17 protein-coding genes, 1 tRNA gene and 1 pseudogene are annotated in these 21,197 nt (G+C 65.6%); 11 read left to right on the forward strand and 8 right to left on the reverse strand.

From position 1 onward, the window contains the following. Positions 1-222: 222 nt before the first annotated feature. Genes mksF through mksB form a run of 3 tightly spaced genes read right to left on the reverse strand, consistent with a single transcriptional unit; the run spans position 223 to position 4,950 of the window. Positions 223-3,024: an Mks condensin complex protein MksF gene (mksF, locus tag ACWPW1_RS03250; protein WP_454252334.1), complete on the reverse strand. Its 2,802-nt coding sequence runs from the start codon at positions 3,022-3,024 to the stop codon at positions 223-225. Next, positions 3,021-3,698 carry an Mks condensin complex protein MksE gene (gene mksE, locus ACWPW1_RS03255; RefSeq protein WP_454252335.1) on the reverse strand — a complete coding sequence of 226 codons (678 nt, stop codon included), beginning with the start codon at positions 3,696-3,698 and terminating at the stop codon, positions 3,021-3,023. Before mksE ends, mksF begins: the two co-directional genes overlap by 4 nt. Continuing rightward, entirely contained in the window at positions 3,688-4,950 is a 1,263-nt protein-coding gene (gene mksB / locus ACWPW1_RS03260; RefSeq protein ID WP_454252336.1) for an Mks condensin complex protein MksB, read from the reverse strand. Before mksB ends, mksE begins: the two co-directional genes overlap by 11 nt. Before the next feature lie 152 nt (positions 4,951-5,102). Between mksB and ACWPW1_RS03265 the strand changes: the two genes are divergently transcribed. Then, complete coding sequence (locus tag ACWPW1_RS03265) at positions 5,103-5,930, forward strand: energy transducer TonB (protein ID WP_454252337.1); 828 nt, start codon at positions 5,103-5,105, stop codon at positions 5,928-5,930. Next, positions 5,930-6,382 (forward strand): ribosomal protein S18-alanine N-acetyltransferase, encoded by a 453-nt coding sequence (gene rimI / locus ACWPW1_RS03270; RefSeq protein ID WP_323149426.1) that lies wholly within the window; start codon positions 5,930-5,932, stop codon positions 6,380-6,382. The genes ACWPW1_RS03265 and rimI overlap by 1 nt, the downstream gene beginning before the upstream one ends. Before the next feature lie 13 nt (positions 6,383-6,395). Here the strand turns inward: rimI and ACWPW1_RS03275 are convergent, their stop codons facing one another. After that, a complete protein-coding gene (locus ACWPW1_RS03275; RefSeq protein WP_271653771.1) occupies positions 6,396-6,929 on the reverse strand; it encodes a hypothetical protein in 534 nt (177 codons plus the stop codon). Positions 6,930-7,056: 127 nt separating this feature from the next. On the opposite strand from ACWPW1_RS03275, the gene otsB reads away from it, so the two are divergent. Then, positions 7,057-7,815, forward strand: coding sequence for a trehalose-phosphatase (gene otsB, locus ACWPW1_RS03280; RefSeq protein ID WP_454252338.1), 759 nt, complete (start codon positions 7,057-7,059; stop codon positions 7,813-7,815). A gap of 1 nt (position 7,816) precedes the next feature. Beyond that, on the forward strand, positions 7,817-9,265 hold the full coding sequence (otsA, locus tag ACWPW1_RS03285; protein WP_313649394.1) for an alpha,alpha-trehalose-phosphate synthase (UDP-forming): 1,449 nt from the start codon (positions 7,817-7,819) through the stop codon (positions 9,263-9,265). A 262-nt stretch (positions 9,266-9,527) separates the two neighbouring features. On the opposite strand, the gene ACWPW1_RS03290 is transcribed toward otsA, so the two are convergent. After that, positions 9,528-9,604, reverse strand: a tRNA-Met gene (locus ACWPW1_RS03290). A gap of 447 nt (positions 9,605-10,051) precedes the next feature. Between ACWPW1_RS03290 and ACWPW1_RS03295 the strand changes: the two genes are divergently transcribed. The 7 genes and pseudogenes from ACWPW1_RS03295 to ACWPW1_RS03325 all read left to right on the forward strand — a co-directional run. Then, positions 10,052-11,320 (forward strand): DUF445 domain-containing protein, encoded by a 1,269-nt coding sequence (locus ACWPW1_RS03295; protein WP_454252339.1) that lies wholly within the window; start codon positions 10,052-10,054, stop codon positions 11,318-11,320. A 301-nt stretch (positions 11,321-11,621) separates the two neighbouring features. After that, positions 11,622-12,698: a UV DNA damage repair endonuclease UvsE gene (gene uvsE, locus ACWPW1_RS03300; protein ID WP_454252340.1), complete on the forward strand. Its 1,077-nt coding sequence runs from the start codon at positions 11,622-11,624 to the stop codon at positions 12,696-12,698. Positions 12,699-12,992: 294 nt separating this feature from the next. Then, a complete protein-coding gene (locus tag ACWPW1_RS03305) occupies positions 12,993-13,910 on the forward strand; it encodes an aldo/keto reductase (protein ID WP_454252341.1) in 918 nt (305 codons plus the stop codon). Further along, positions 13,911-15,203 carry an NTP/NDP exchange transporter gene (locus ACWPW1_RS03310; RefSeq protein ID WP_454252342.1) on the forward strand — a complete coding sequence of 431 codons (1,293 nt, stop codon included), beginning with the start codon at positions 13,911-13,913 and terminating at the stop codon, positions 15,201-15,203. A gap of 98 nt (positions 15,204-15,301) precedes the next feature. After that, the gene (locus tag ACWPW1_RS03315) at positions 15,302-16,420 is read left to right on the forward strand and encodes a metallophosphoesterase (RefSeq protein ID WP_454252343.1); all 1,119 of its coding nucleotides are present in this window, start codon (positions 15,302-15,304) and stop codon (positions 16,418-16,420) included. A 215-nt stretch (positions 16,421-16,635) separates the two neighbouring features. Continuing rightward, entirely contained in the window at positions 16,636-17,589 is a 954-nt protein-coding gene (locus ACWPW1_RS03320; protein WP_454252344.1) for a GlxA family transcriptional regulator, read from the forward strand. Positions 17,590-17,771: 182 nt separating this feature from the next. Next, positions 17,772-18,464: pseudogene (locus tag ACWPW1_RS03325) on the forward strand (winged helix-turn-helix domain-containing protein); the annotation flags it as partial. A gap of 621 nt (positions 18,465-19,085) precedes the next feature. On the opposite strand, the gene ACWPW1_RS03330 reads toward ACWPW1_RS03325, so the two are convergent. The 3 genes from ACWPW1_RS03330 to ACWPW1_RS03340 all read right to left on the reverse strand — a co-directional run bounded on the left by ACWPW1_RS03330 (position 19,086) and on the right by ACWPW1_RS03340 (position 21,035). Further along, complete coding sequence (locus tag ACWPW1_RS03330; RefSeq protein ID WP_454252345.1) at positions 19,086-19,526, reverse strand: helix-turn-helix domain-containing protein; 441 nt, start codon at positions 19,524-19,526, stop codon at positions 19,086-19,088. 115 nt (positions 19,527-19,641) lie between these two features. Further along, entirely contained in the window at positions 19,642-20,232 is a 591-nt protein-coding gene (locus ACWPW1_RS03335; RefSeq protein WP_454252346.1) for a DedA family protein, read from the reverse strand. Between the two features lie 80 nt (positions 20,233-20,312). After that, positions 20,313-21,035, reverse strand: a complete 723-nt coding sequence (locus tag ACWPW1_RS03340) for a pirin family protein (RefSeq protein WP_454252347.1) — start codon at positions 21,033-21,035, stop codon at positions 20,313-20,315. Between the last annotated feature and the right edge of the window lie 162 nt (positions 21,036-21,197).

A 21,197-nucleotide genomic window follows, 5' to 3' on the forward strand; every position in this document is an offset into this window, starting at 1 on the left:
CTGTCGGGTTTGAAGCGCGCAGGACTGGCGTAGGTTGGCGCTGAGCGCAGCGAAGCCCAACAGGCGAACGCTGGCGCACTGAGCTTTGGAAGGCAAGCCTAGGCAGAGTGGCGAGGTGAAACCTCGATGTTGGGCTTCGCTAGGCTCAGCCCAACCTACGACAGCGTTACGAGAGCAAGAAAAAGCCCGGCAGACGCCGGGCTTTTTGCGTTTTGGAAGGGCTCAAGCAGGTTCGGGCAGGGCCAGGTCGCGTTTGGCGATGTACTTCCAGTCGGCTTCATCGATGTAGATGCCGCCAGGGCCGCTGCCGCCTTCGAGGTCAATGGCTACCTGGGCGCTGACCTGGGGTTTGACGCTGGCCAGGATGGGCACGAAGCCCAACTGTTGGCTGGTCTCGATCAGCGCCTGCTGGTTGCGTTCGTCGATGTCGGCGGCTTCGTCCAGGTAGTAGGGCAAGCGGATCTTGGCGGCCTGCTCCCGGTCCATCAGGTGTAGCAACAGATACATGTTGGTCAGCGCCTTGATGGTCATGGTGGTGCCATTGGACGCGGCGCCGTCGATGTCGGTATGCAGGATTGGCTGACCACCCTGCTTGGTGATCTCGAAGGCCAGTTCGAAGAGGTCCTTGAGGCCGAGCTGGTTGCCGTTGGCGGCTACCAGGCGGGCCAGGTATTCCTTGGCGTCCTCGTTCTTCTGGTCCTGGCTGCTGTCCTGGGTGAGATCAAACACCGAGAGGGTTTCGCCTTCCTCGTACTGACCGGCGCTGTGGATGATCTGGTCGATGTGCTTGAGTGCCTCTTTGTTGGGCGCCAGGACGATGCGGAAGCTTTCCAGGTTGGAGACCTGCTTGCGGTTGATCTCGCGGTTGAACAGCTGCAGCTGGTGTTCCAGGTTGTCGTAGTCGCTGCGGATGTTTCTCAGCGTCCGGGCGATGTCGGTGACGGCGGCGCGACGGGCCTTGGCCAGGGTCAGGGCTTCGTCCTGGCGATGGGCATAGGCATTGACCAGCAGCTGCAGGCGACGCTCGGGGTCTTCCTCGTTGTCGAACTTGGCTACGCCCTTGAGCCGCACCTGGGCATAGAGCGCCTCGATCTGGGTGTCGGCGCGCTGCAGGGCCTGCCAGGTGTCCTGATAGTCGTTGAGCAACGGCAACAGGTTCTCCAGGGAATCGTCCACCGCTTCCATGAAGGGCGTGCCCTGGGGCAGGTCGGTGGGTAGCAGCTGCCGGCGGCGCAGGGCGTCGGCGAGGGTGCGGTCCTTGGCTTCCAGATCGGCCAGTTGGCGACCGATCAGTTGAAGCTTGGCAGAGAGTTGCTGGACGCGTTCGGTGAAGGCGTCACCAGCGCGTCTCAGTTCGTCCTGGGCGGCTTCCAGTTGAGCCAGCTGTTCGAGTTTTTCGTTTTCCTCGGCGCCGAGGGTCTGGCAGCGGCGGAAGTCTTCGAGGGCCTTCTGGGCATCCAGGACCTGCTGGTAGAGGGCTTCGGCCTGGGCCTTGCTGGCCTGGCGGTCGATGCTGACGCCCTGCTGGGCCTTGAGTTGCTTGAGTTCGCGCTCCAGGCGATCCTTCTGGTCGCGCAGGGCGGCACGATCGGCCAGGGCCTGCAGGGTGGGCGGCTCGATCCCCGAAAGGTCGACGGACAGGCCCGGCAGTTCGAGGCGATCGCCCTGGAAACGCGCCAGGATGCCTTCGAAGGTCTTTACCCAGCTGCCGTCTTCGGCCAATTCGACGCCCTTGGCCCCCAGCGGCAGACTGAACAGCTGGCCATTGAACAGCCGCATCAGGCGATCGACGTCGGCCTGGCTGAATTCCTCGCGCAGGTGGGCGTAGCTGTTGTTGTCGGCGTGGTCGAGTTGCTGGCGTATGCCCTTGAGGCGCTGTTCCAGTTCGCGGACGCGCTGGTCGAGGTCTTCGCTACTGAACTGACGCGCCTGGGAGAGGGCACCGGCCAGTTCGTCGTGGGCGTCCTTGGCCGACAGCAACTGAGCCTCCAGAGGCACGGTGGAGTCCACCAGGGCGAAGCGGTGCTTGAGCTGGGCCAGGTCGGTGAGCCAGCGTTGCAGGCTGCTGATCTCGCGCTCGCGGCGCATCAGCTCACTGGTGCCGTCGCGCTGGCTCTGCTGCAGGCCGTCCTGTTCCTGGCGGTAGTGCTCGGTCTGGGCCAGCAGCTCGTCGCGACGGTCGATCGCGTAGTGCTGCCAGGTGCCGAGCAGACTGTCGAGCAGCGGCGAAAGACGGTGCAGCTTGCCCCTCAGGTGATCACGCTGTTCGACGCCATTGGCCAGGGCTTCCACGAGCGGGCCGGCGGCCACCAGGGACTGATAGTCCTGCTCCATGCGGCGCACGTCGCGGAAGGCTTCCTCGCAGGCGGCGATGTAGTCGACGCTGCCGGATCTCAGGCTGTGCTCGAAGGCGTCGAGAAACAGCTGCTTGAGCTTGGCCGCAGTGATCTCGCGCATGTGCAGCAGGTTGATGAAAAGGGCGCGGAAGGTCTTGAGACTCTGTTCGCTGGTGGAGCGCAACGGGATCAGGGTCAAATCCAGCGGAATGCTGGTGTGGCCGCCGACCAGCAGGCGGCGCAACTCCTCGGGTTTGACCTCGTAGGCCTTGAGGCCGGCACGCTCCAGGCTGGCGAAGAGCTCGCGCTGGCGCAGGCAGGCACCGTCACGTTGATAGTGGGCCAGGTCAAGCTCGCCGGCATAGGCGAAGAACTGGTGGCCGAAGCCTCCGCCCGGACCGCGACCGGCCACGCCGATGACGTGGGGACCATGGGCCAGGCGCAATTCGATGAGGATGTAGCTGGTGTCGGTGGCGAAGTAGAACTTGCGCGACTGCTCGTTGCTGTACTTGCCGAAGCTCATGTCGGAGAGCCGCGCCAGGATGGGGAATTGCAGGGCGTTGATCGAGGCGCTCTTGCCCAGGTTGTTGGCGCCATAGACCGACAGCGGCTGTTCCAGCGGGAAGAGGCCGAGGCTGTAGCCGGCGGTGTTGAGCAGGGCGAAGCGGCTGATGCCGTAGCGGATCATAGGTCGAACTCCCGTTCTGCGGCGATGGCGCGGGCCAGGGCGGCCTCTTCGTCATCTTCGTCGGCGCTCTCTTGCTCGGTGCTGTCCTCGTCGCCCGCAAGGGTTGGGGCCGGCAGCGGCAGATCGCTGGCATGCAGGCCGGCGGCCAGGTCGCGGTCCTGTTGCACGGTCAGGCAGACATCCAGGAAACGGTGCATGGGCGGCAGGAAGCGATAGGTCCCGTTGCTGTCCAGGGCGAAGCCCAGCTGGGTCAGGCGGCGCAGGATCTTTTCCTCCAGCTCTTCCTGGGTGGTGACCTCGGCCTGCAGGAAGAGGTCGCGGTACTTGTCCAGCAGCGCCGGCAGTTCGTGCCGACCCAGGGTGCCGCCGTCGAGCACGGCCAAGGGGTCGCGACCCTGGTCGGCCAGGTGCTCGACCAGGATGAAGGTGAACAGTGCCAGGCGCTGGGCGGTCTTGTTGACCTGGGCACCCATCTGCTCGGGGACGAAATAGTAGAAGCCGCGTGGATCGCAGACCAGTTCGAAGCCGAGGGCACGGAACAGGGCGCGGTACTGGTCCTGCTGCTGGCTGAGTTGGGCGTAGCTCTCGGGCTCGCTGCGGGACAGGTGATAGCCCTTGAACAGCTCGCGGAAGATGGGCGCGAGCTGGGTCATTTCGTTGAGATCAAGTTGCATGGGCATCGCTCGCGAGAGATCGGGCGGTCAGGGCGTAGGAGCACAGGCTGACGCGGTGTTCGAGGGTGTCGTAGTGGCGACGATCCAGCCGCTGGCGCTGGAAGCGCGTATCCCGAGACAGGCGCGAGAACCAGTAGAGCAGCTCGTCGGTGTCGCCGGCCGGCTCCTGTTCCAGCAGCCAGGCCATGAGGTCGGGCAGCGGCAGGGCGTCCTGGCAGAGATCGAGCATCTCGCGGGCGGTACGGGGCGCGGCCGGGCGTTCGCTGTCACGCGGGCGACTGGTCTGGCTGGGGAAGCGCGCCGGCTTGGGCTCGAAGCGGGCCAGGGCGTAGACATAGCTTTCCACCTGAGCGGTGGTGCCGAGGAAGACGCTCTGTGGCCGGCTGAACAGCGGCAAGGCGGCCTGGGGCACGGCGTCGAGACCCTTGCGGCGAATGGTGGCCAGGGCCAGGGCGGCGCCGCGGGTCACGGCGTTGTGCCGGCGTGCCTCTTCGCGCAGCGGTAAGAGCAGTTCGCGCGCGCGTCTCAGGGCCAGCTGGGCGGCATTGTGCATCTCCAGGATGCGCGCCTGGGTGCGCAGTAGCAGGTCGTCGTCGATCAGGTGGCCAAGGCGCTGCTGTTCACCCAGTAGGTGCAGGAGGACCTGCTCGACGCGATGCACGCCGCGTTCGAAGGCGCCGTCGGCGGCTACCAGCTGGATCATCGGCTCGACGTATTCGTCCCAGGTGGCCAGCACCTCGGCATAGCGCTGGCGTAGCGGAATCTGGCGGTCGCTGGTCTTGGCGCGCTCGGCCACGCCTTCCAGGGCATGGCCATCGTTGGCCAGCTTCTTGAGGACGTCGCGCACGCGCATGTCCAGCAGACGCAGCTGGCGCGCCAGGTCCGAGCCGTCGCGGTTGTCGAAGGCTTCGCGGATGTGACCGGCGAGGCGTTCCAGGTGGCGCAGGTAGGCCTCGATCTCCAGGCACAGGCCCAGGCGGTGCTCGCGCCTGAGGTAGCCGAGGAAGTCGTGGATCTGGCCATTGAGTTCGAAGCGGTTGGGGCTCTTGGCCACCGGCACTAGGATATCGAGGCGGATCCAGGTGTCCAGCAGCGCCGTAAGGTCGGCAGGCGTGCGTTCGGGCAACTGCTCGGCGAGGCGGGCGCGCAGTTCGGCCAGGCCCAGGGTACCGCTGTCGAAGTGGGTGCACAGCGGGTCGATGAGGTACCAGTGTTCGGCGAGGGTACGCAGGACGCGTTTGGGGTCGATCATGGCGGGGACCGCACCAGACAAAAGCGCCATTGTACTCCAGACGCCAGAGCCTTCGGTGTGACCGCGGTGGGACCGGTGGCCTTTCGATCCAGGGCGATCCGGGCGACAATGCCGCCCCGCATAATTCCCTCGCGTGTCCGAAGGATCCGCCCATGTCCGACCCCACCACTTCCGCCAGCCCCTCGCTTGCCGCCGAGGCGCGTCGTCGCGCCTATCTGCAGGCGTTGCAGCTGGATGTCTGGGTGCCGCGTACGGTGTTGCCCTTCGCGGCGCCTTCGCGGCCGGAAGCCCTGTGGGTCGAGGAACCGGAGGAGGCGCCCGTCGCCGCCCGGGTGGTACGCCCGGAGCCGGTGGCCAAGGCTGCGCCAGCCGCTGCAGTAGTCGAGGCACCGGCGGCGAATCGTCCGCGCATCGAGATCCCGCGACCCAGCGCAGTAAAGCCGGCTGCGGCCACGGTGGTCGAGGCGGAGCCAGAGCGCGCGCCTCCACCACCGCGCGAGCCGGCGCCTCGCTTCGCCCTGCAGCTGTTGCAGGCCGGGCGCTGCCTGTTGCTGCTCGAATTGCCGACTGGCGATACCCTGGGTTCACGCGATCCGGCCGCTCTGCTGCTCAAGGATCTGCTGCGCGCTGCCGGTCTGCCGGACACACCGCGGATCGTCAGCGAGGAGCCCATTCGCTGGCCGCTGCTCAACAGCGGTCAACTCGACCAGGGGCCGGCGGCGGCCTGCGAATTCGTGCAGAGCTTCGTCTCGGGGCATCAGGAGCGGTTGGGTGAAGGCCTGGGTCTCTGGCTGATCGGCGGCGCGGCGCGGCGCTGTAGCGGTGTCGAGGATACGCAGCTGACCGGCGTGGAGCAGGACACGGCCCTGGGACCGGCCTGGCTGGTACCGGGGCTGGACATTTTGATGGAGGAGCCGGCCGCCAAGGCCGCGCTCTGGCAAGCCATGCGCCCACTGCGGCGTCGCTGGATGGGACAGTAATGAACGATGCGGTGAGCTTTCGGCGGATGACCGAAGCCGATCTGAACACGGTCTTGAAGATCGAATATCAGGCCTTCAGCCATCCCTGGACCCGTGGCATCTTCCTGGATGCGCTCAAGTCCTACGACTGCTGGGTGATGCTGGCGGGCGACCAGCAGGTCGGGCATGGGGTGATCAACGTCATCCTCGACGAAGCCCATCTGCTCAATATCACCATCAAGCCGGAAAGCCAGGGCCGCGGTCTCGGTCTGTGCCTGCTGGAGCATCTGCTGCAGGAAGCGCGCAAGGCCAAGGCTAACGAGTGCTTTCTGGAGGTGCGCGCCAGCAACCAGTCGGCCTACAGGCTGTACGAACGCTATGGCTTCAACGAGATCGGCCGCCGGCGGGACTACTATCCCGCGGTCGGCGGCCGGGAAGATGCGCTGGTGATGGCCTGTACGCTGCTCGACTAGGCCTTCAGCGGTTTCAGTGATCGGCGCGCTTTTCGTCCAGATCCAGGCTGGTGTCACCGGCAAGGTCTTCGTCGTTGGCGTCCAGATCGGCGTAGCGGGCGTCTCTCTGGGTTTCGGCTTCGTTGGGCTCGTCGGCTTCGCCGTCCCAGGCCTCGCCATCCAGGGGATGGCTGCGACCGAGTTCGGCTTCGTCCTGGCCTGAGCCGCCGCCGATGTCGCTGTCCTCGACCACGCTCAGCTCCTTGTCATTGGGCCAGGCATCGCCATAGTCGCTTGGCGAGCGGGCGCCGGTTTCGTCCAGCAGGGTTTCCGGGCTGGCGTCATCCATGGTGGGCTGGTGATCCAGGGTCTCACCACCGGTCATCCCGGCCTGGCGCACGCGTTCCTCAGGGAATTGCCCTGCGTAATCGCGTTCATCCATTTCGTCGCCGATGCGACCACCGCGCTCGTCCTTGCGATCGCTGAAGTCGAGTTCGCGCATGTCGCCCATGCGGTCCTGGATGTCGTCGATCTCTTCGGGGGTCTTGGTGATGTCGGGCTTGTTCATGGTGGTCTCCAAAGGCTGGGCTGCTAGAGCATCTCCCTGAATCGGACTACGCGCCGGCAAGGGGAATTCCTCGGTGCTGCCAGAAGGTGTGAACGAACCATACGGTGACCCGGCAGTCGTACCTTCCATGATTGACCTCGACAGCCTTACCTCATCGGGCCAGCCGCTGGCCTTCTTCTTCGATCTGGATGGCACCCTGGCAGAATTGCAGCCACGTCCGGAACAGGTTTTCATTCCCGCCGAAACCCTCGCCGCGCTCGAACAGCTGGCGCGCCACCATGGCGTCGCGGTGGTTTCCGGGCGCCCGCTGTCCGAGATCGACGGCTTCACGGCGCCGCTGCGGCTGGCCGCGGCGGGGGTGCATGGCGCCGAGTGGCGCGATCCCCAGGGCGAGACCCATCGGGTGACCCTGGACGCTGAGGTGCTGGCGCAGGTCGGTGCCCGTCTGGAAGCGGCCCTGGCCGAACATCCGGACCTGCTGCTCGAACGCAAGAGCGTGGCCTTTGCCCTGCATTATCGTCAGGCGCCGGAAAAGGAAGCGCTGGTGCGCGAGCTCGCCGAAGGCATCGCGGCCGATCATCCCGAATTTAAGTTGCAACCCGGCAAATGCGTCTTCGAACTCAAGCCCGCCGCGGCGAGCAAGGGCGAGGCTATTGCCCGTTTTCTCGAACTGGAACCCTTTGCCGGCTGCCTGCCGGTGTTTCTCGGTGACGATCGCACCGATGAAGAGGGGTTCGACGTCGTCAATGCGCGAGGCGGTCTGACCATCAAGGTGGGGGAAGGGGAGACGGTCGCCAAGACCCGCCTGCCTTCGGTGGAAGCGGTAGCCCTATGGCTGCAACAGCTGAGCCGCGACCTCGCGCCAAATTATAAGCAAGGAGATTAGGATGAGCCGTTTAGTGGTGGTATCGAATCGGGTAGCCCCGATCGAGGAGGGCAAGGCGACCGCGGGTGGTCTGGCGGTGGGCGTACTGGATGCCCTGCGCAAGTCGGGTGGCATCTGGTTCGGCTGGAACGGCGAGACGGTCAAGGAAAACGGGCCGGCCAAGACCCAGACCAAGGACAACATCGACTATGTGACCTTCGGCCTGACCAAGCGCGACTACGACCACTACTACCGCGGCTTTTCCAACGCCACCCTCTGGCCGATCTTCCACTACCGGATCGACTTGGCTCGCTACAACCGCGAAGAGTACGACGGCTATCGAAGGGTGAACATGGCGATGGCCGAGCGCCTCAAGCCGCTGCTCAAGCCCGATGACATCATCTGGGTGCACGACTATCACCTGATTCCCTTCGCCGAAGCCTGCCGCATGCTGGGCATTCGCAACCGCATCGGCTTCTTCCTGCACATTCCCTTCCCGGCGCCGGAGATCCTCACCGCCATCCCGCCGCACAACGAATTGCTCAAGACCCTGTGCTTCTATGACCTGATCGGCTTCCAGACCGACACCGATCAACTGGCCTTCCAGGACTACATCACCCGTGAGGTACGCGGCGTGCTGGAAAAGGATGGCAGCCTGACCGCCTATGGCCACAACTTCCGCGTCGGCGTCTATCCCATCGGGGTGATGCCGGACGTGATCCAAAAGCAGGCGGAGTCCTATCGCACGCGCCGGCAGTTCATCTCGCGCAGCATCGAAGGCGTGCCCTACAAGACCATCGTCAGCGTCGACCGCCTCGACTATTCCAAGGGCCTGGTGGAGCGCTTTCAGGCCTTCGAAAAACTGCTGGAGCACTTCCCCGAGCATCACCGGGCCGTGCAGTTCGTGCAGATCGCGCCTTCGTCCCGTGCGGACGTGGTGTCCTACCAGAACATTCGCCGTCAGCTGGAGAGCCATGCCGGCCATATCAATGGCCACTTCTCCGAGCTGGACTGGACGCCTATCCGCTACCTGAACAAGAGCTATGACCGGCGCACGGTGATGGGGCTGTTCCGCTCGTCCGACGTGGGTCTGGTGACCCCGCTGCGTGACGGCATGAACCTGGTCGCCAAGGAGTACGTAGCCGCCCAGGATCCGGAGAATCCCGGTGTGCTGGTGCTGTCGCGCTTTGCCGGTGCGGCGCGGGAACTCAATTCGGCGCTGATCGTGAACCCCTATGATCACGTCGGCATGGCCGAGGCGTTGGACCGGGCGCTGCGCATGTCGCTGGAAGAGCGCAAGTCGCGCTACGAGGACATGATGCGGGTGATCCGCAAGGCGGACCTGGCCTCCTGGCGCGACAACTTCCTGCGCGACCTGCGAGCCTTCAGCTCCAAGGCGCTGGTGCAGTCCATCGATACCCAGGATGTCGCCGACGAAGAGGCGGAGAGCAAGCAGAAGGTCGCTCTGTAAGCTTTTTGCGATTTGATTGAGCCCGGCTTAGGTCGGGCTTTTTCATGGGGGCGAAAAAGCCGTCTTGAGCTGAGTCTTGGAATGGAGGGCAGGGAGTGGTGATGCCCTCACCCTAGCCCTCTCCCAGAGGGAGAGGGGATGAAGGGGCGGCATCAGCCCTGTAACCGCGTGCCTTGATCTGCTCGCGGTCAGGCTTTTTCAGGGCAGCGGAAAAATCCGGGCAATAAAAAAGGGCCAGCTTACGCTGACCCTTGGAAATAGGTGGTGGCTACGCAGGGACTTGAACCCCGGACCCCAGCATTATGAATGCTATGCTCTAACCAGCTGAGCTACGTAGCCATCCGAGGCGCGCATTATTGGCAAGCCGCCGGTGACTGTCAAGCTTTCAGGGAGAGAATTTTTTGGTTGTCGATCAATTGCTTGGCACCGCTATGACTTCCACGACGCAATATGCGTGGAGAGATTCTGACTCTCTTGATGGCTGACGCCGCTTACCCTGTTGGCATATTGCACTTCACCAGGTACACGAGAACCAACGGCGCTGTCGTAGCGCTATGCCGGCAAGGAAAGGAATGCCAGGGGAGGCTCCTTGGATGCTTCATGGCCTGGTGGTGTGGTGAGCCTCAGAACAAAGCTTGATGCGCACAAGGTGAGGCCGTAGGTGTACGGGGGCGGATCCCAATAGCGCAAGTCAGGTCAGCGGATCGGCGCAGGAGGAGCGCTGGGTCAGGCGCTAGTCTGGGGTAGGATGCAAGGACCTTTCTTCGCGAGGATATCCCTGCCTCCATGACCAAACTCTCCGGCGACGGCCTCACTCCGGTCCGGCGCATGAAGCTCATCGCGCTGCTACTGCTGTTCCTGGCAGCAGCGCTCTATTGCGTGGCCACTGCCCTGGAGGCCAGCCATCCGGCCTGGGGCTACGCCGCCGCCTTCGCCGAGGCCGCCATGGTCGGGGCCATCGCCGACTGGTTCGCGGTGACGGCGCTGTTCCGCCATCCGCTGGGCCTGCCGATTCCCCATACCGCCATCATTCCGCGTAACAAGGCCGGGGTCGGGCGCAAGCTGTCGGACTTCATCTGCCTGCATTTCCTCGCCACGCCCCAGGTGCTGGCCAAGCTGGAAGAGCTGGACGCCGCCACGCGCCTGGCGGGTTGGTTGCGCCAGCCGGACAACGCTGCTGCCGTCGCCAGTCAGGCCACCGGTGTCGCCCGCTATTCTCTAGAAGCCCTGCGCGAAGTACGGGTGCAGGCCTTCATCCGGCGGATGGCGGTGGAGCGGCTGCAGCGCCTGGATGTGGCGGCGCTGTCCGGCGAGCTGCTCGATATGCTGACCGCCGACAACCGTCACCAGGCGGTGCTCGACGAGGTGCTGCAGGAAATCGACCGACTCTTGCAGGACGAGGAGACCCAGGCGCTGATCGCCCGCACCATCGGTGGTGAGCTGCGCACCCTCAAATACCTGGGGCTGGACGAGCGGGTCGGGCGCTGGTCGGCGATCAAGGTGGTGCAGGCGGTATCGCGCCTGATCGGCGAGATCAGCCATGACCGCGAGCATGAGTTGCGCCGGCATTTCGATGGCTATCTGGTCGGCTTCATCGAGCGCCTCAAGGAGGACCCGGCCTTTCGCTGGCGCGGCGAGCAGCTGCGTGATCGGTTGCTTGCGCATCCGGCGCTGGCTGGCTATCTGCAAGAACTGTGGGATGAACTGGTGAACTGGCTGCAGGCGGATCTTGCCGCCCCGGACTCGCGCATCCGCCGCCGCCTGGGCCGACTGCTGGCCGAGCTGGGTGAAACCCTGAGTCGCGACGAGGCCATGCGCCGCTGGATCAACGAGCAACTGATGGCGGTGGCGCCGCCCTTCATCGACCGCAATCGGCGCCGCATCGGCGACTACATCGCCGACCGGGTAGCGGCCTGGGACACCGGCGAGCTGGTCCAGCAACTGGAGCAGAGTGTGGGCAAGGACCTGCAGTTCATCCGCATCAACGGCACCCTGGTGGGCGGCCTGGTGGGCTTGGTACTGCATGCCCTGACGGTTTGGTTGGGGCCGGGGTAGGGTTTTCCAGCCTGATCTCGGCCATGGGCCGCTCCTACAGAAAATCACGCTTGGCAGGAGCGGCCCATGGCCGCGATGCTTCGAGTGCCAACAGCTCAATTCCGTTGGCATACCCGTCCTCTCCTCTTGGATGTGAGCCGGGGAAAGGGTGTGCCCAAACCCCGCCTTTCAACGTGGAAAAGGCTGCGCCGTTTTCCACGCTACGGTTATCTGATGAGGTCATCCCCGCCACCCATCACCCCACCCGCACCCAGACGGCGGCGCGCGGACTAATCCTGATAGTCACTGTCCCGAGCGTCCCATGTATCGAATCGGCTTCGCCTGCATGTACCGTCATCCCGAGCGCAGTCTGTCGCTCAAGGAACTGGAGCAGATCGAGCGGACCTTCAACACCCGCACCACCACCCTGCGCTGGCTGGGTAGCGTCGAGCGTGCCGTGGCCGAGGCCAAGTTGCTGGACGTGGTCACCCACAACCTGGATGCCCAACTGAGATTCGTCGAGCATGTCGCCGACCGGCCGGAAAACCTGCGCATGCTGCGCCTGAGCAGCGATCTGCTGCCCTTCTACAGCCACCCTGAGTTCGCCTACTTCTACCGCTCCCAAGAGCTGCAAGGCTTGCTGGCCGACCGCTTTGGCCGCCTGGGCGAGCTGGCGCGTCGTCGTGATGTACGGCTGTCGCTGCACCCAGGGCAATTCTGCGTACTCGGCTCGGACCGCCCCGAGGTCGTGGAAAACAGCCTGAAGGAGTTCGAATACCACGCCGACATGATCCGTCTGATGGGCTACGGTCAGCGCTTTCAGGACTTCAAATGCAACGTGCACATCGCCGGCCGCCTGGGCGTGCCTGGCATCCGCGCGATCTGGCCGCGTCTCTCCACCGAGGCACGCAACTGCATCACCTTCGAGAACGATGAAAAGACCTACGGTGTCGACGACTGCCTGCAGCTGGCCGATCTCGCCCCGGTAGTGCTGGACATCCACCACTGCTGGATCCATGAGGAAGCCTACATCGACCCCTGGGAGCCGCGCGTGGAGCGTATCCTCGACAGCTGGCGCGGGGTGCGTCCGGCCATGCACTACTCCCAGCCGCCGGAGGCCCTGATGGAAATGGGCGTCTCGCCCACCGAGCGGATCGACATCAAGTTCCTGCTGCAGCAGATCAGCAAGCGGGTGCTCTATGCCCACAGCGACATGATGTGGAACGACTGGTGCAACCGCTACGCCTGCCAGTTCCTCGACCGCTTCGACATCATGTTCGAGGCCAAGCACAAGAACGTCACGGTGCAGGATTTCTACGATCGCTACCTGGGCGGCGACGGCAGCCTACCTCCAGCGGATCATGGAATTCTTGCGGGCCAGGATGCCGCCAACCCGTAGCGTGGAAACCGAGCAGCGTTTTCCACGGGTAGGTACTGACGCCACCAGTGGACAAGGCTGCGCCGCTGTCCACGCTACGGGAGCTAGTACGTAGGTTGGCGCTGAGACGGCTCCATCGTCGAAGCCCAACGCAGAGGTTTAACCTTGGGCGCTGTTGGGCTTCGCTGCGCTCAGCGCCAACCTACGGGCGGGCCTTCATTCGCAACATGCCGCAATGAGCCCATCAGGCGATAGGCCGGAAGACCCGCTTAACTCAAGGGTCATCCTTCTGAACCGACCGTCGCGAGGCCTGCCATGCCGACCCGTCGCCATTTCCTGCAGACCACCACCGCCCTGGTTGCCGCCGTGACCGCTGCGCCCTGGCTGTGGCAGAGCGCCTTGGCCGCCGAGCCGTTGCTGACCCGCAAGATCCCTCGCACCGGCGAGGCCCTGCCGGTGGTGGGCCTGGGTACCTCGGGCAATCTCGATGTCGATCTGAGCGACGCCGCCCTGGCGCCCTTGCAAGAGGTGCTCAAGGCGCTGCTCGACGGTGGTGGCAGCCTGATCGACACCGCGCCCAGCTATGGCAATTCCGAGCGGGTGGCCGGCGAGCTGGTGAAGCGCGCCCAGGCCAGGGAACAGGTCTTTCTCGCCACCAAGGTGTCGGCCACCGGTCGCCAACGTGGTGCTGCCCAGTTGGCTGCCAGCTTCAAGGCACTGCAGACCGATCGCCTGGATCTGGTCCAGGTCCACAACCTGCAGGACACCGCCACCCAGTTGGCGCTGCTGCGCGAACAGCAGCAGGCCGGCAAGGTGCGTTATGTCGGCGTCACTCACTATCGCGAAGCGGCGCTGGACGATCTGCTGGCCACGCTGAAAAAGGAGAAGGTCGACTTCGTGCAGTTCAATTATTCGGTGGGGGAGCGTGAAGCGGAAAAGCACCTGCTGCCCTATTGCCGGGACCAGGGTATCGCCGTGCTGATCAATCGACCCTTCCAGCGCGGCAATCTGCTCTCCGGCACCCGAGGCAAGCCGCTGCCGCCGCTGGCCACTGAGCTGGGTGCCAGCAGCTGGGCGCAGCTGCTGCTCAAGTTCATCCTCGCCGACCCCGCCGTGACGGCCGTGATCCCGGCCACCAGCAATCCGCGCTACATGATCGACAACCTGCAGGCCGGCCGCGGTCGCCTGCCGGATGCACGCCAGCGTGAGGCCATCGCCAGGCTGTTCGCCTAGATGAAGGACTGGCTCGGTCGCGTCCTCGACGCCCGCGCCGGCGAGTCGTCCGCGGCCCTGGCGGGCTTCGCATTGTTCCTCTGCCTGTTCGCCGGCTACTTCATGCTGCGGCCGATCCGCGAGGCCATGGGCATCGCCGGTGGGGTGGAGAATCTGCAGTGGCTGTTCACCGCCACCTTCCTGGTGATGCTGCTCGCCGTGCCGCTGTTCGCCTGGCTGAACTCGCGGGTGGCACGGATCCGCTTCGTCGACTGGGTCTACGGCTTCTTCGCCCTCAACCTGCTGGCGTTCGCCGCCTGCTTCGCCAGCCTGGGCGACAGCCTCTGGCTGGCGCGCACCTTCTATGTCTGGATCTCGGTCTACAACCTCTTCGTGGTCTCCGTGGCCTGGAGTCTGATGGCCGATGTCTTCGACAGCGCCCAGGCACGACGACTGTTTGCCTTCATCGCCGCCGGGGCCAGCGTCGGCGGGCTGCTCGGACCCGTGCTGGCCGCGGCCCTGGTGCCCTGGGTCGGTCAGGCGGGGCTGGCACTGCTGGCCGCCGCGCTGCTGCTCCTGGCCCTGACGCTCAAGGCCTATCTGATGGGCTGGCGCGAGACCCGTGGCGCTGGACGGCCGGGTGCGTCGCCGACCGAGAGTCCGCGGCGACCGGTGGCTGGCAATCCCTTCAGTGGCCTGACCCGGGTCCTGGCGTCACCCTATCTGCTGGCGGTGAGCGCCTTCGTCATCCTGCTGGCCACGGTCAGCACCTTTCTCTACTTCGAGCAGGCACGGCTGGTGGCCGAGCTGTTTCCCGACCGCGCCCGACAGGTGCAGGTGTTCGGCCTGCTGGATTTCGTGGTCCAGGCCGGCGCCCTGGCCAGCCAGGTGCTGATCACCGGCCGCCTGGCCCAGCGCCTCGGGGTGCGGGTGCTGCTGGCCGGGGTGCCGCTGCTGATGTGTGTGGGTTTCGTGGGGCTTGCCCTGCTGCCCACCTTTGCCATGCTGGCCGGGCTGATGATCGTGCGGCGAATCGGCGAATACGCCTTCATCCGTCCGGGCCGGGAGATGCTCTTCGCGCCGCTGGACGCCGAGACCCAGTACAAGGCCAAGAACTTCATCGATACCGTGGTCTATCGCGCCGGTGACGCCGCCAGTGGCTGGGCCAAGAGTCTGCTGGATCTGCTCGGCCACGGTGCCTGGCTGCCGGCTCTGGTGGGTGCTGGCTGCGCGGCGCTCTGGGCCGGGCTCGGCTTCTACCTCGGCCACCGGGCGGATCAGGCGGCCCAGGCGAGTGAAGCGGAGCGGCGCTGAATGCTGGCTGAATCGTTGTGTCCGGATACAACCCGGAGTTCCGGGGCGTGGTCGATGGGGTGCTAAGGTGAGACCTTCTCTTTGCTGCTGAGCCCTCCATGTTCCGCTCCCGCGCCATGATGTACCTGGTCCTTTTCGTCCTGCACCTGTTCATCGGCATCAGCCTGATCGGTGATCTCGGCCTCGGTCTTGCCGGTCAGCTGCCGTTGTGGGCCTTGCTGATCCTGTCCTTCGTCTTGGTGCCCCTGGGGTTTCGCTCCCGGGACATGGCCTCCCGGCTCCTGGCCTGGGCGGCGCTGATCGCCATGGGCGTGTTTTCCAGCCTGGCGGTGTTCAGCCTGCTGCGCGGTGTGATGGTGGCTTTTGCCAGCCTGATCGGCCAGCCGCTGGATGCCGCCTGGCGCGCCGGCAGCGCCTGGGTGGTGCTGGGCCTCGTGCTGCTGGTGGCGCTGCGCAGCGTCTACAACGCCCGGCGTACCGCCAAGGTCAAGGAGGTGGAGCTGACCCTGCCGGCACTGCCCGCCGCCCTGGAGGGGCTGCGCATCGTCCAGCTCAGCGACCTGCACATCGGCCCGACCATCAAGGCCGGCTACCTGCAGCGCATCGTCGAGCGGGTCAACGGCCTGGATGCCGACCTGGTGGCCATCACCGGCGATCTGGTGGACGGCAGCGTGGCCGAGTTGCGGCAGGAATTCCTGCCGCTGCAGCAGCTCAAGGCACGCCTTGGTACCTACGCCATCACCGGCAACCACGAATACTACTCCGGTGCCGAGGCCTGGGTTCGGGCCTGGCGCGAGCAGGGGCTGACCCTGCTGATCGACGAGCACCGGGTACTGCAGCACCAGGGTACGCCCTTCGTGCTGGCCGGCATCACCGACTATTCGGCACCGCTTTATGTGCCTAGCCACCGCAGCGACGCAGCGGCCGCCTTCGCCGGTGCCCCGGAAGGGCTGTTCCGTCTGCTGCTGGCCCACCAGCCGCGCTCGGCGCCCAAGGCCGAGGCGGCCGGCACCGACCTGCAGCTCTCCGGCCACACCCACGGTGGCCAGTTCTGGCCCTGGATGCACTTCGTGCGCCTGCAGCAACCCTGGGTGGCCGGCATCCATCGCCTGGGCCGGCTGACCGTCTACATCAGCCGCGGCACCGGCTACTGGGGGCCACCGCTGCGCTTCGGTGCGCCGAGCGAGATCACCCTGATCAGGTTGCGGCGGGGGTAGCGGTAGACCAGGCCGCCATTCAGCGCCCGCCTTGGCAAGAACCTCAGGTTAGACGCCTTACTGCCGCCCGAGGTGCCTGGCGGTTCTCGGAAGGGCGAGGGATGGCTGTTTGCCACTGCTTGCCCCTTGGAGTCGAATCCTTATCCTGACTCCGTATTCACCCGGACGCCCCAGCGTCCAAGGACAATCTGCAACACGGATAAGGATGTATCGCCATGACGAGGACAGTGGCTTTCTTGCTGGTCCCCGAGGTGCTCATGCTGGATTTTTCCGGGCCGGTGGAGGTGTTTTCCATCGCCAATCGCTATCTGCCAGCGGCTGACCACTATCGCATTGTGACCATCGCTGCCGGGCGCCGGCGGACCCTGCGCTGTTCCAATGGCATGACGATACGCACGGATCTCACTACCCAGCAGCCGCCCGCCGCCTATGACCTGCTGCTGGTGCCCGGTGGCCCGGGAGCCTACCTGGAACCACACCCGGACATCGCCACCTGGTTGCGCCAGGTGCCCGAGCGCTGCGGGCGCTACGGGGCTGTCTGCACCGGCACCTTTCTGCTCGGCAGCGCCGGCCTGCTCGATGGCCGGCGGGTGACCACGCACTGGAATTATCGCGAGCGGCTGGCGCGGCGCTTTCCTCGGGCCCAGGTGACCGCCGACGACATCTACCTGAGCGATGGTCCGCTGCTGAGCTCGGCCGGGGTCACCGCCGGCATCGACCTGGCGCTGGCGCTGGTGGCCGAGGATCACGGCAAGGCCATCGCCCGGGAGGTGGCCAAGGTGCTGGTGGTGGTGACCCAGCGGCAAGGCAAGCAGGCCCAGTTCAGTCCGCTGTTCGACGAGCCCGAGGCGGCCACCGCCATCACCCGGGTGCAGCACCACATCGTGGCGAACATCGAACAGGCCTATTCGATCAGCCGGCTCGCCGAGCTGGCGACCATGGGCACCCGCAACTTCGCCCGGGTGTTCAAGCGCGACACCGGCATGACGCCGCTGGAGTTCGTCCTGCGGGCGCGCATCGATCACGCCCGTGGATTGCTGGAGACCAGTGACCTGCCTTTGAAAACGGTGGCCTTTCGCAGTGGCTTCGCCAGCGACAGGTGCATGCGCGCCGCTTTCCAGGGCCATCTGGGGCTGACCCCGGCTCAGTACCGCTACCAGTTCAGCTGAAATCGGCCACCGATGGCGGTATCACGCCCGTCGATGGCAGCTTATGGCCGTAGATCGTCATACAACTGGCCTGGGCAGCGGCCAGAATGGTCGTACCTATCGGCAAGCAGAGGCGCATACCGTCGAGGGGCTGCGGAGCCTGGTGCCCCGCAGTCCCCGAGGCAAGGTGGCGCGACACGGTCATGCAAGAGCTCAAGTCCCTGGAAGACGCCAGTGCCTTCCGCTTCTGCGGCCTGGTCCTGGATACGCGACGGCGCCTGCTGCTGGATGGCGAGCGTGTGCTGCCCCTCGGCGGACGGGCCCTGGATATCCTGCGGGTGCTGCTGCAACAACCCGGCGAGCTGGTCGGCAAGCAGACCCTGATGGCCCGGGTCTGGCCTGGCGCGGTCGTCGAGGACATCAATCTGCGGGTGCACATCTCGGCCCTGCGCCGGGTGCTGCGCCCCTATAGCACCCAGGATCCCATCCTCAGCGCCCGGCATCGTGGCTACGGTTTCGCCCTGGCGGTAGAGCGCCTGAGCGAAGAAGACCTCACGCCGCTGGCCGAGACGCCGCTGCCCCTGACGCCCCTGGAGGGGCGCGAGACCAGCCTGGTCGAACTACGCCGCTTGCTCGCTCAACGCCGCCTGGTGTCGGTGGTGGGCACCGGCGGTGTCGGCAAGTCGCTGCTGGTCCAGCATCTGCTGCCTACATTGGCGGAGGGCTTCCCCGATGGGGTACAGAGTCTCGATCTCGCGGCACTGGGCCACATGATGGCGCTGGTTGAGCGGCTCGCCAGTGACCTGGGACTCGCCAGTGGCAGTGGTCTGCCGGCGCTGCAGGAAGCCCTGGCCACGCGGCGCCTGCTGCTGGTGCTGGACAACGCCGAGCGGCTGGTCGAACCCGCGGCCTGGCTGGTGGAGAACCTGCTGCAAGGCTGTCCACAGCTCAGGGTGCTGGTCACCAGTCGCGAGGCCCTGCGCGTGGAGGGGGAGGCCGTGTTGCGTCTGGCGCCGTTGCCGGTCGCGAATTCACCTTCGCGGCATCTGCGCGATGCCATGCGCGAGCCGGCTTTTCGGTTGTTCGTCCGGCGCGCCCGGGCGCGGCTGCCAGGGCTGCAACTGCGACCGACCGACGTGCAACTGGTAGGCGAGATCTGTCGTCGCAGCGAAGGTGTGCCCCTGGCGCTGGAGATCCTGGCCGAGCAGGTGGCGGCCCTGGGCCTGCACGGAGTACTGGCACAACTCGACGGCGGCTATTACCTGAGCGTAGCCGGGCGGCGTACTGCGGCGCAGCGCCAGCGCAGCCTCGGCGCCATGCTCGACTGGAGTCTGCACAGCCTGAGCGAATCGGAGTTCGGCGTGCTGGCGACCCTGGCCGAGGCCGGAGAGCATTTCAGTCGTCAAGAGGCCCTGCGGCTGGCGGCGCAGCGCGGGCTGGAGGAGGCCTTGTTCATCCCCCTCCTGGGGCAACTGGTGGACAAGTCGCTGATCCTGGTAGCAGGCAGTGGGGCGACCCTAGGCTACCGCCTGCTGGCCATGCTGCGCCTGCACCTGCGCCAGTTCCGCCAGCAACCGCCGCTCCAGGGCCTGCTGCTGCCAGGCCAGCGGCGGGATCCCGACGGCACGGGTGAATACCCGGCTCAGATGCGCCTGGTCGAAGAAGCCGCATTCCAGGGCGATCGCCGCCAGGGGTAATTCGCGCTTGGCGAGCAATTGCTGGGCGCGGTGGAGGCGCTGCTGCCGCAACCATTCCAGTGGAGCGAGCCCGGCACTGAGCTTGAACTGGCGGGTGAAGTGACTGCGCGACAGGCCGCAGACGGAGGCGACCTGGCTGACGCTGATACCGCGCTCCAGATGCTGCAGCAGGACCTCCTTGGCCAGCCGTTCCTGCCAGGCGGCCAAACCGATCAGTCGGGTACTGGATAGAGCCAGGGTGCTATCGACGGTCATGGACATGGCGCTTTCCCTATCAAACCAGCCGCGTCGCGCGACCGCCTGGATGAGAATGATTCCCTGCAGTTGTCTGACGTGCGAGTTGCCTATCGTTAATTAGCGTTAAGGCGGCAACGCTCTAGGCGCAATACTGTCGCGACGGGCCTGGTCGACTGTGCCGGCGAGCCAGCAGGTGCCAGCCCAGCAGGGCGAGGCCGAGCAGTCCGGCGAGCAGCAGGGGCGCCGGGCCATAGGCCTTGAGTGCGGCGAGCAAGGCCAGGATGTGTTGTTCGAACAGTCGCCCCAGGACCAGGCCGGAGCCGATCCACAGGGTGGCGCCGCCCAGGTCATAGGCCAGGAAACGCCGCAAGGGCATGGCACTGGCGCCCGCGCTCAGGGTGGCGAGGGCCGCGGCGCCGGGGACGAACTTGGCGACCAGCAGCAGGCCGGGCAGGCGGGTGGCGGTAGGGACATGGTGGCCAGGCAGGTGGCGCAGCAGCCAGGCGCCATGGCGCCGACCGGCCCAGTACCAGAGCAGATCGGCCACGCCGGTGACCGCCACGCTGGCCAGCAGCGCCAGGAGCAACTCGGCTTCATCGGCCGCGGCGCCCATCACCAGCAAAGACGGATAGGCCGGTACCGGCAGGCCCAGCTGTTCGCCAAAGACGTTCAGCGTCAGCCAGAGGGTGGCGTTACCGGCCACCAGGGAAGTCAGGGCTTGGGTGCTCATGGCGCGTTCTCGACAAGGGGAGGCCGTGGGAGCGGCCTCCTAGCGCAAACTAAGCCTACGATTTCGCGAGCAAATCGTAGTCAGAGCATTTGCGGCAGTTCGTTGGGCCGCAGATCAAACACCAGCACCTCGGCATCGGTCCCGTGGGCCAGCTGCAGCTCGTGCTCGCCGCGCAGCCTTGCGCCGTCACCGGCCTGCAGCAGGACGCCATTCAGCTCCAGGCTGCCGCGGGCGACGTGCACATAGGCATGGCGCTCGGGGGCCAGTTGCAGCGTGGCGCTTTCGCTGCCGTCGAACAGGCCAGCGTAGACCCGGGCGTCCTGACGCACTTCCAGCGAGCCCTCGGCGCCGTCCGGCGAGATGATCAGGGCCAGACGACCACGCTTGGCCTCGGCGCTGAAGTGCTGCTGCTGGTAGCGCGGTTCGGCGCGGCGCACGTTGGGCACGATCCAGATCTGCAGGAAATGCACACTCTCGCGCTCGGAGTGGTTGAACTCGCTGTGGCTGACGCCACTGCCGGCGCTCATCAGCTGGACGTCGCCCGGGCGGATCACCGAACCGGTGCCCAGGCTGTCCTGGTGCTCCAGGGCGCCTTCGAGCACATAGGAGAAGATCTCCATGTCGCGGTGCGGGTGCTCGCCGAAGCCCTGGCCCCCGGTCACGGTGTCGTCGTTGATCACCAGCAGGTCGGAGAAGCCCTGTTCCGCCGGATTGCGATAGCTGGCGAAGGAAAAGGTGTGGAAGGACTTGAGCCAGCCGTGGTTGGCGGCGCCGCGATCGGAAGCTTTACGAATGGCCAGCATGATGAGGCTCCTTGTCTGAGTGGGGCGCGGTCTGTTCCGACGCCATGGAAGTCATCCTACTGTGGCGCCCCAGTTTGATTAACGAGCTGGGAGGAGAATGGTCGTCCTGTTCTGGTTGACGATACCTTTCGCCAAAGGGCGCCTCCCTGTTTACCGTGATCG

The sequence above is a fragment of the Pseudomonas sp. Marseille-Q7302 genome (assembly GCF_965111925.1).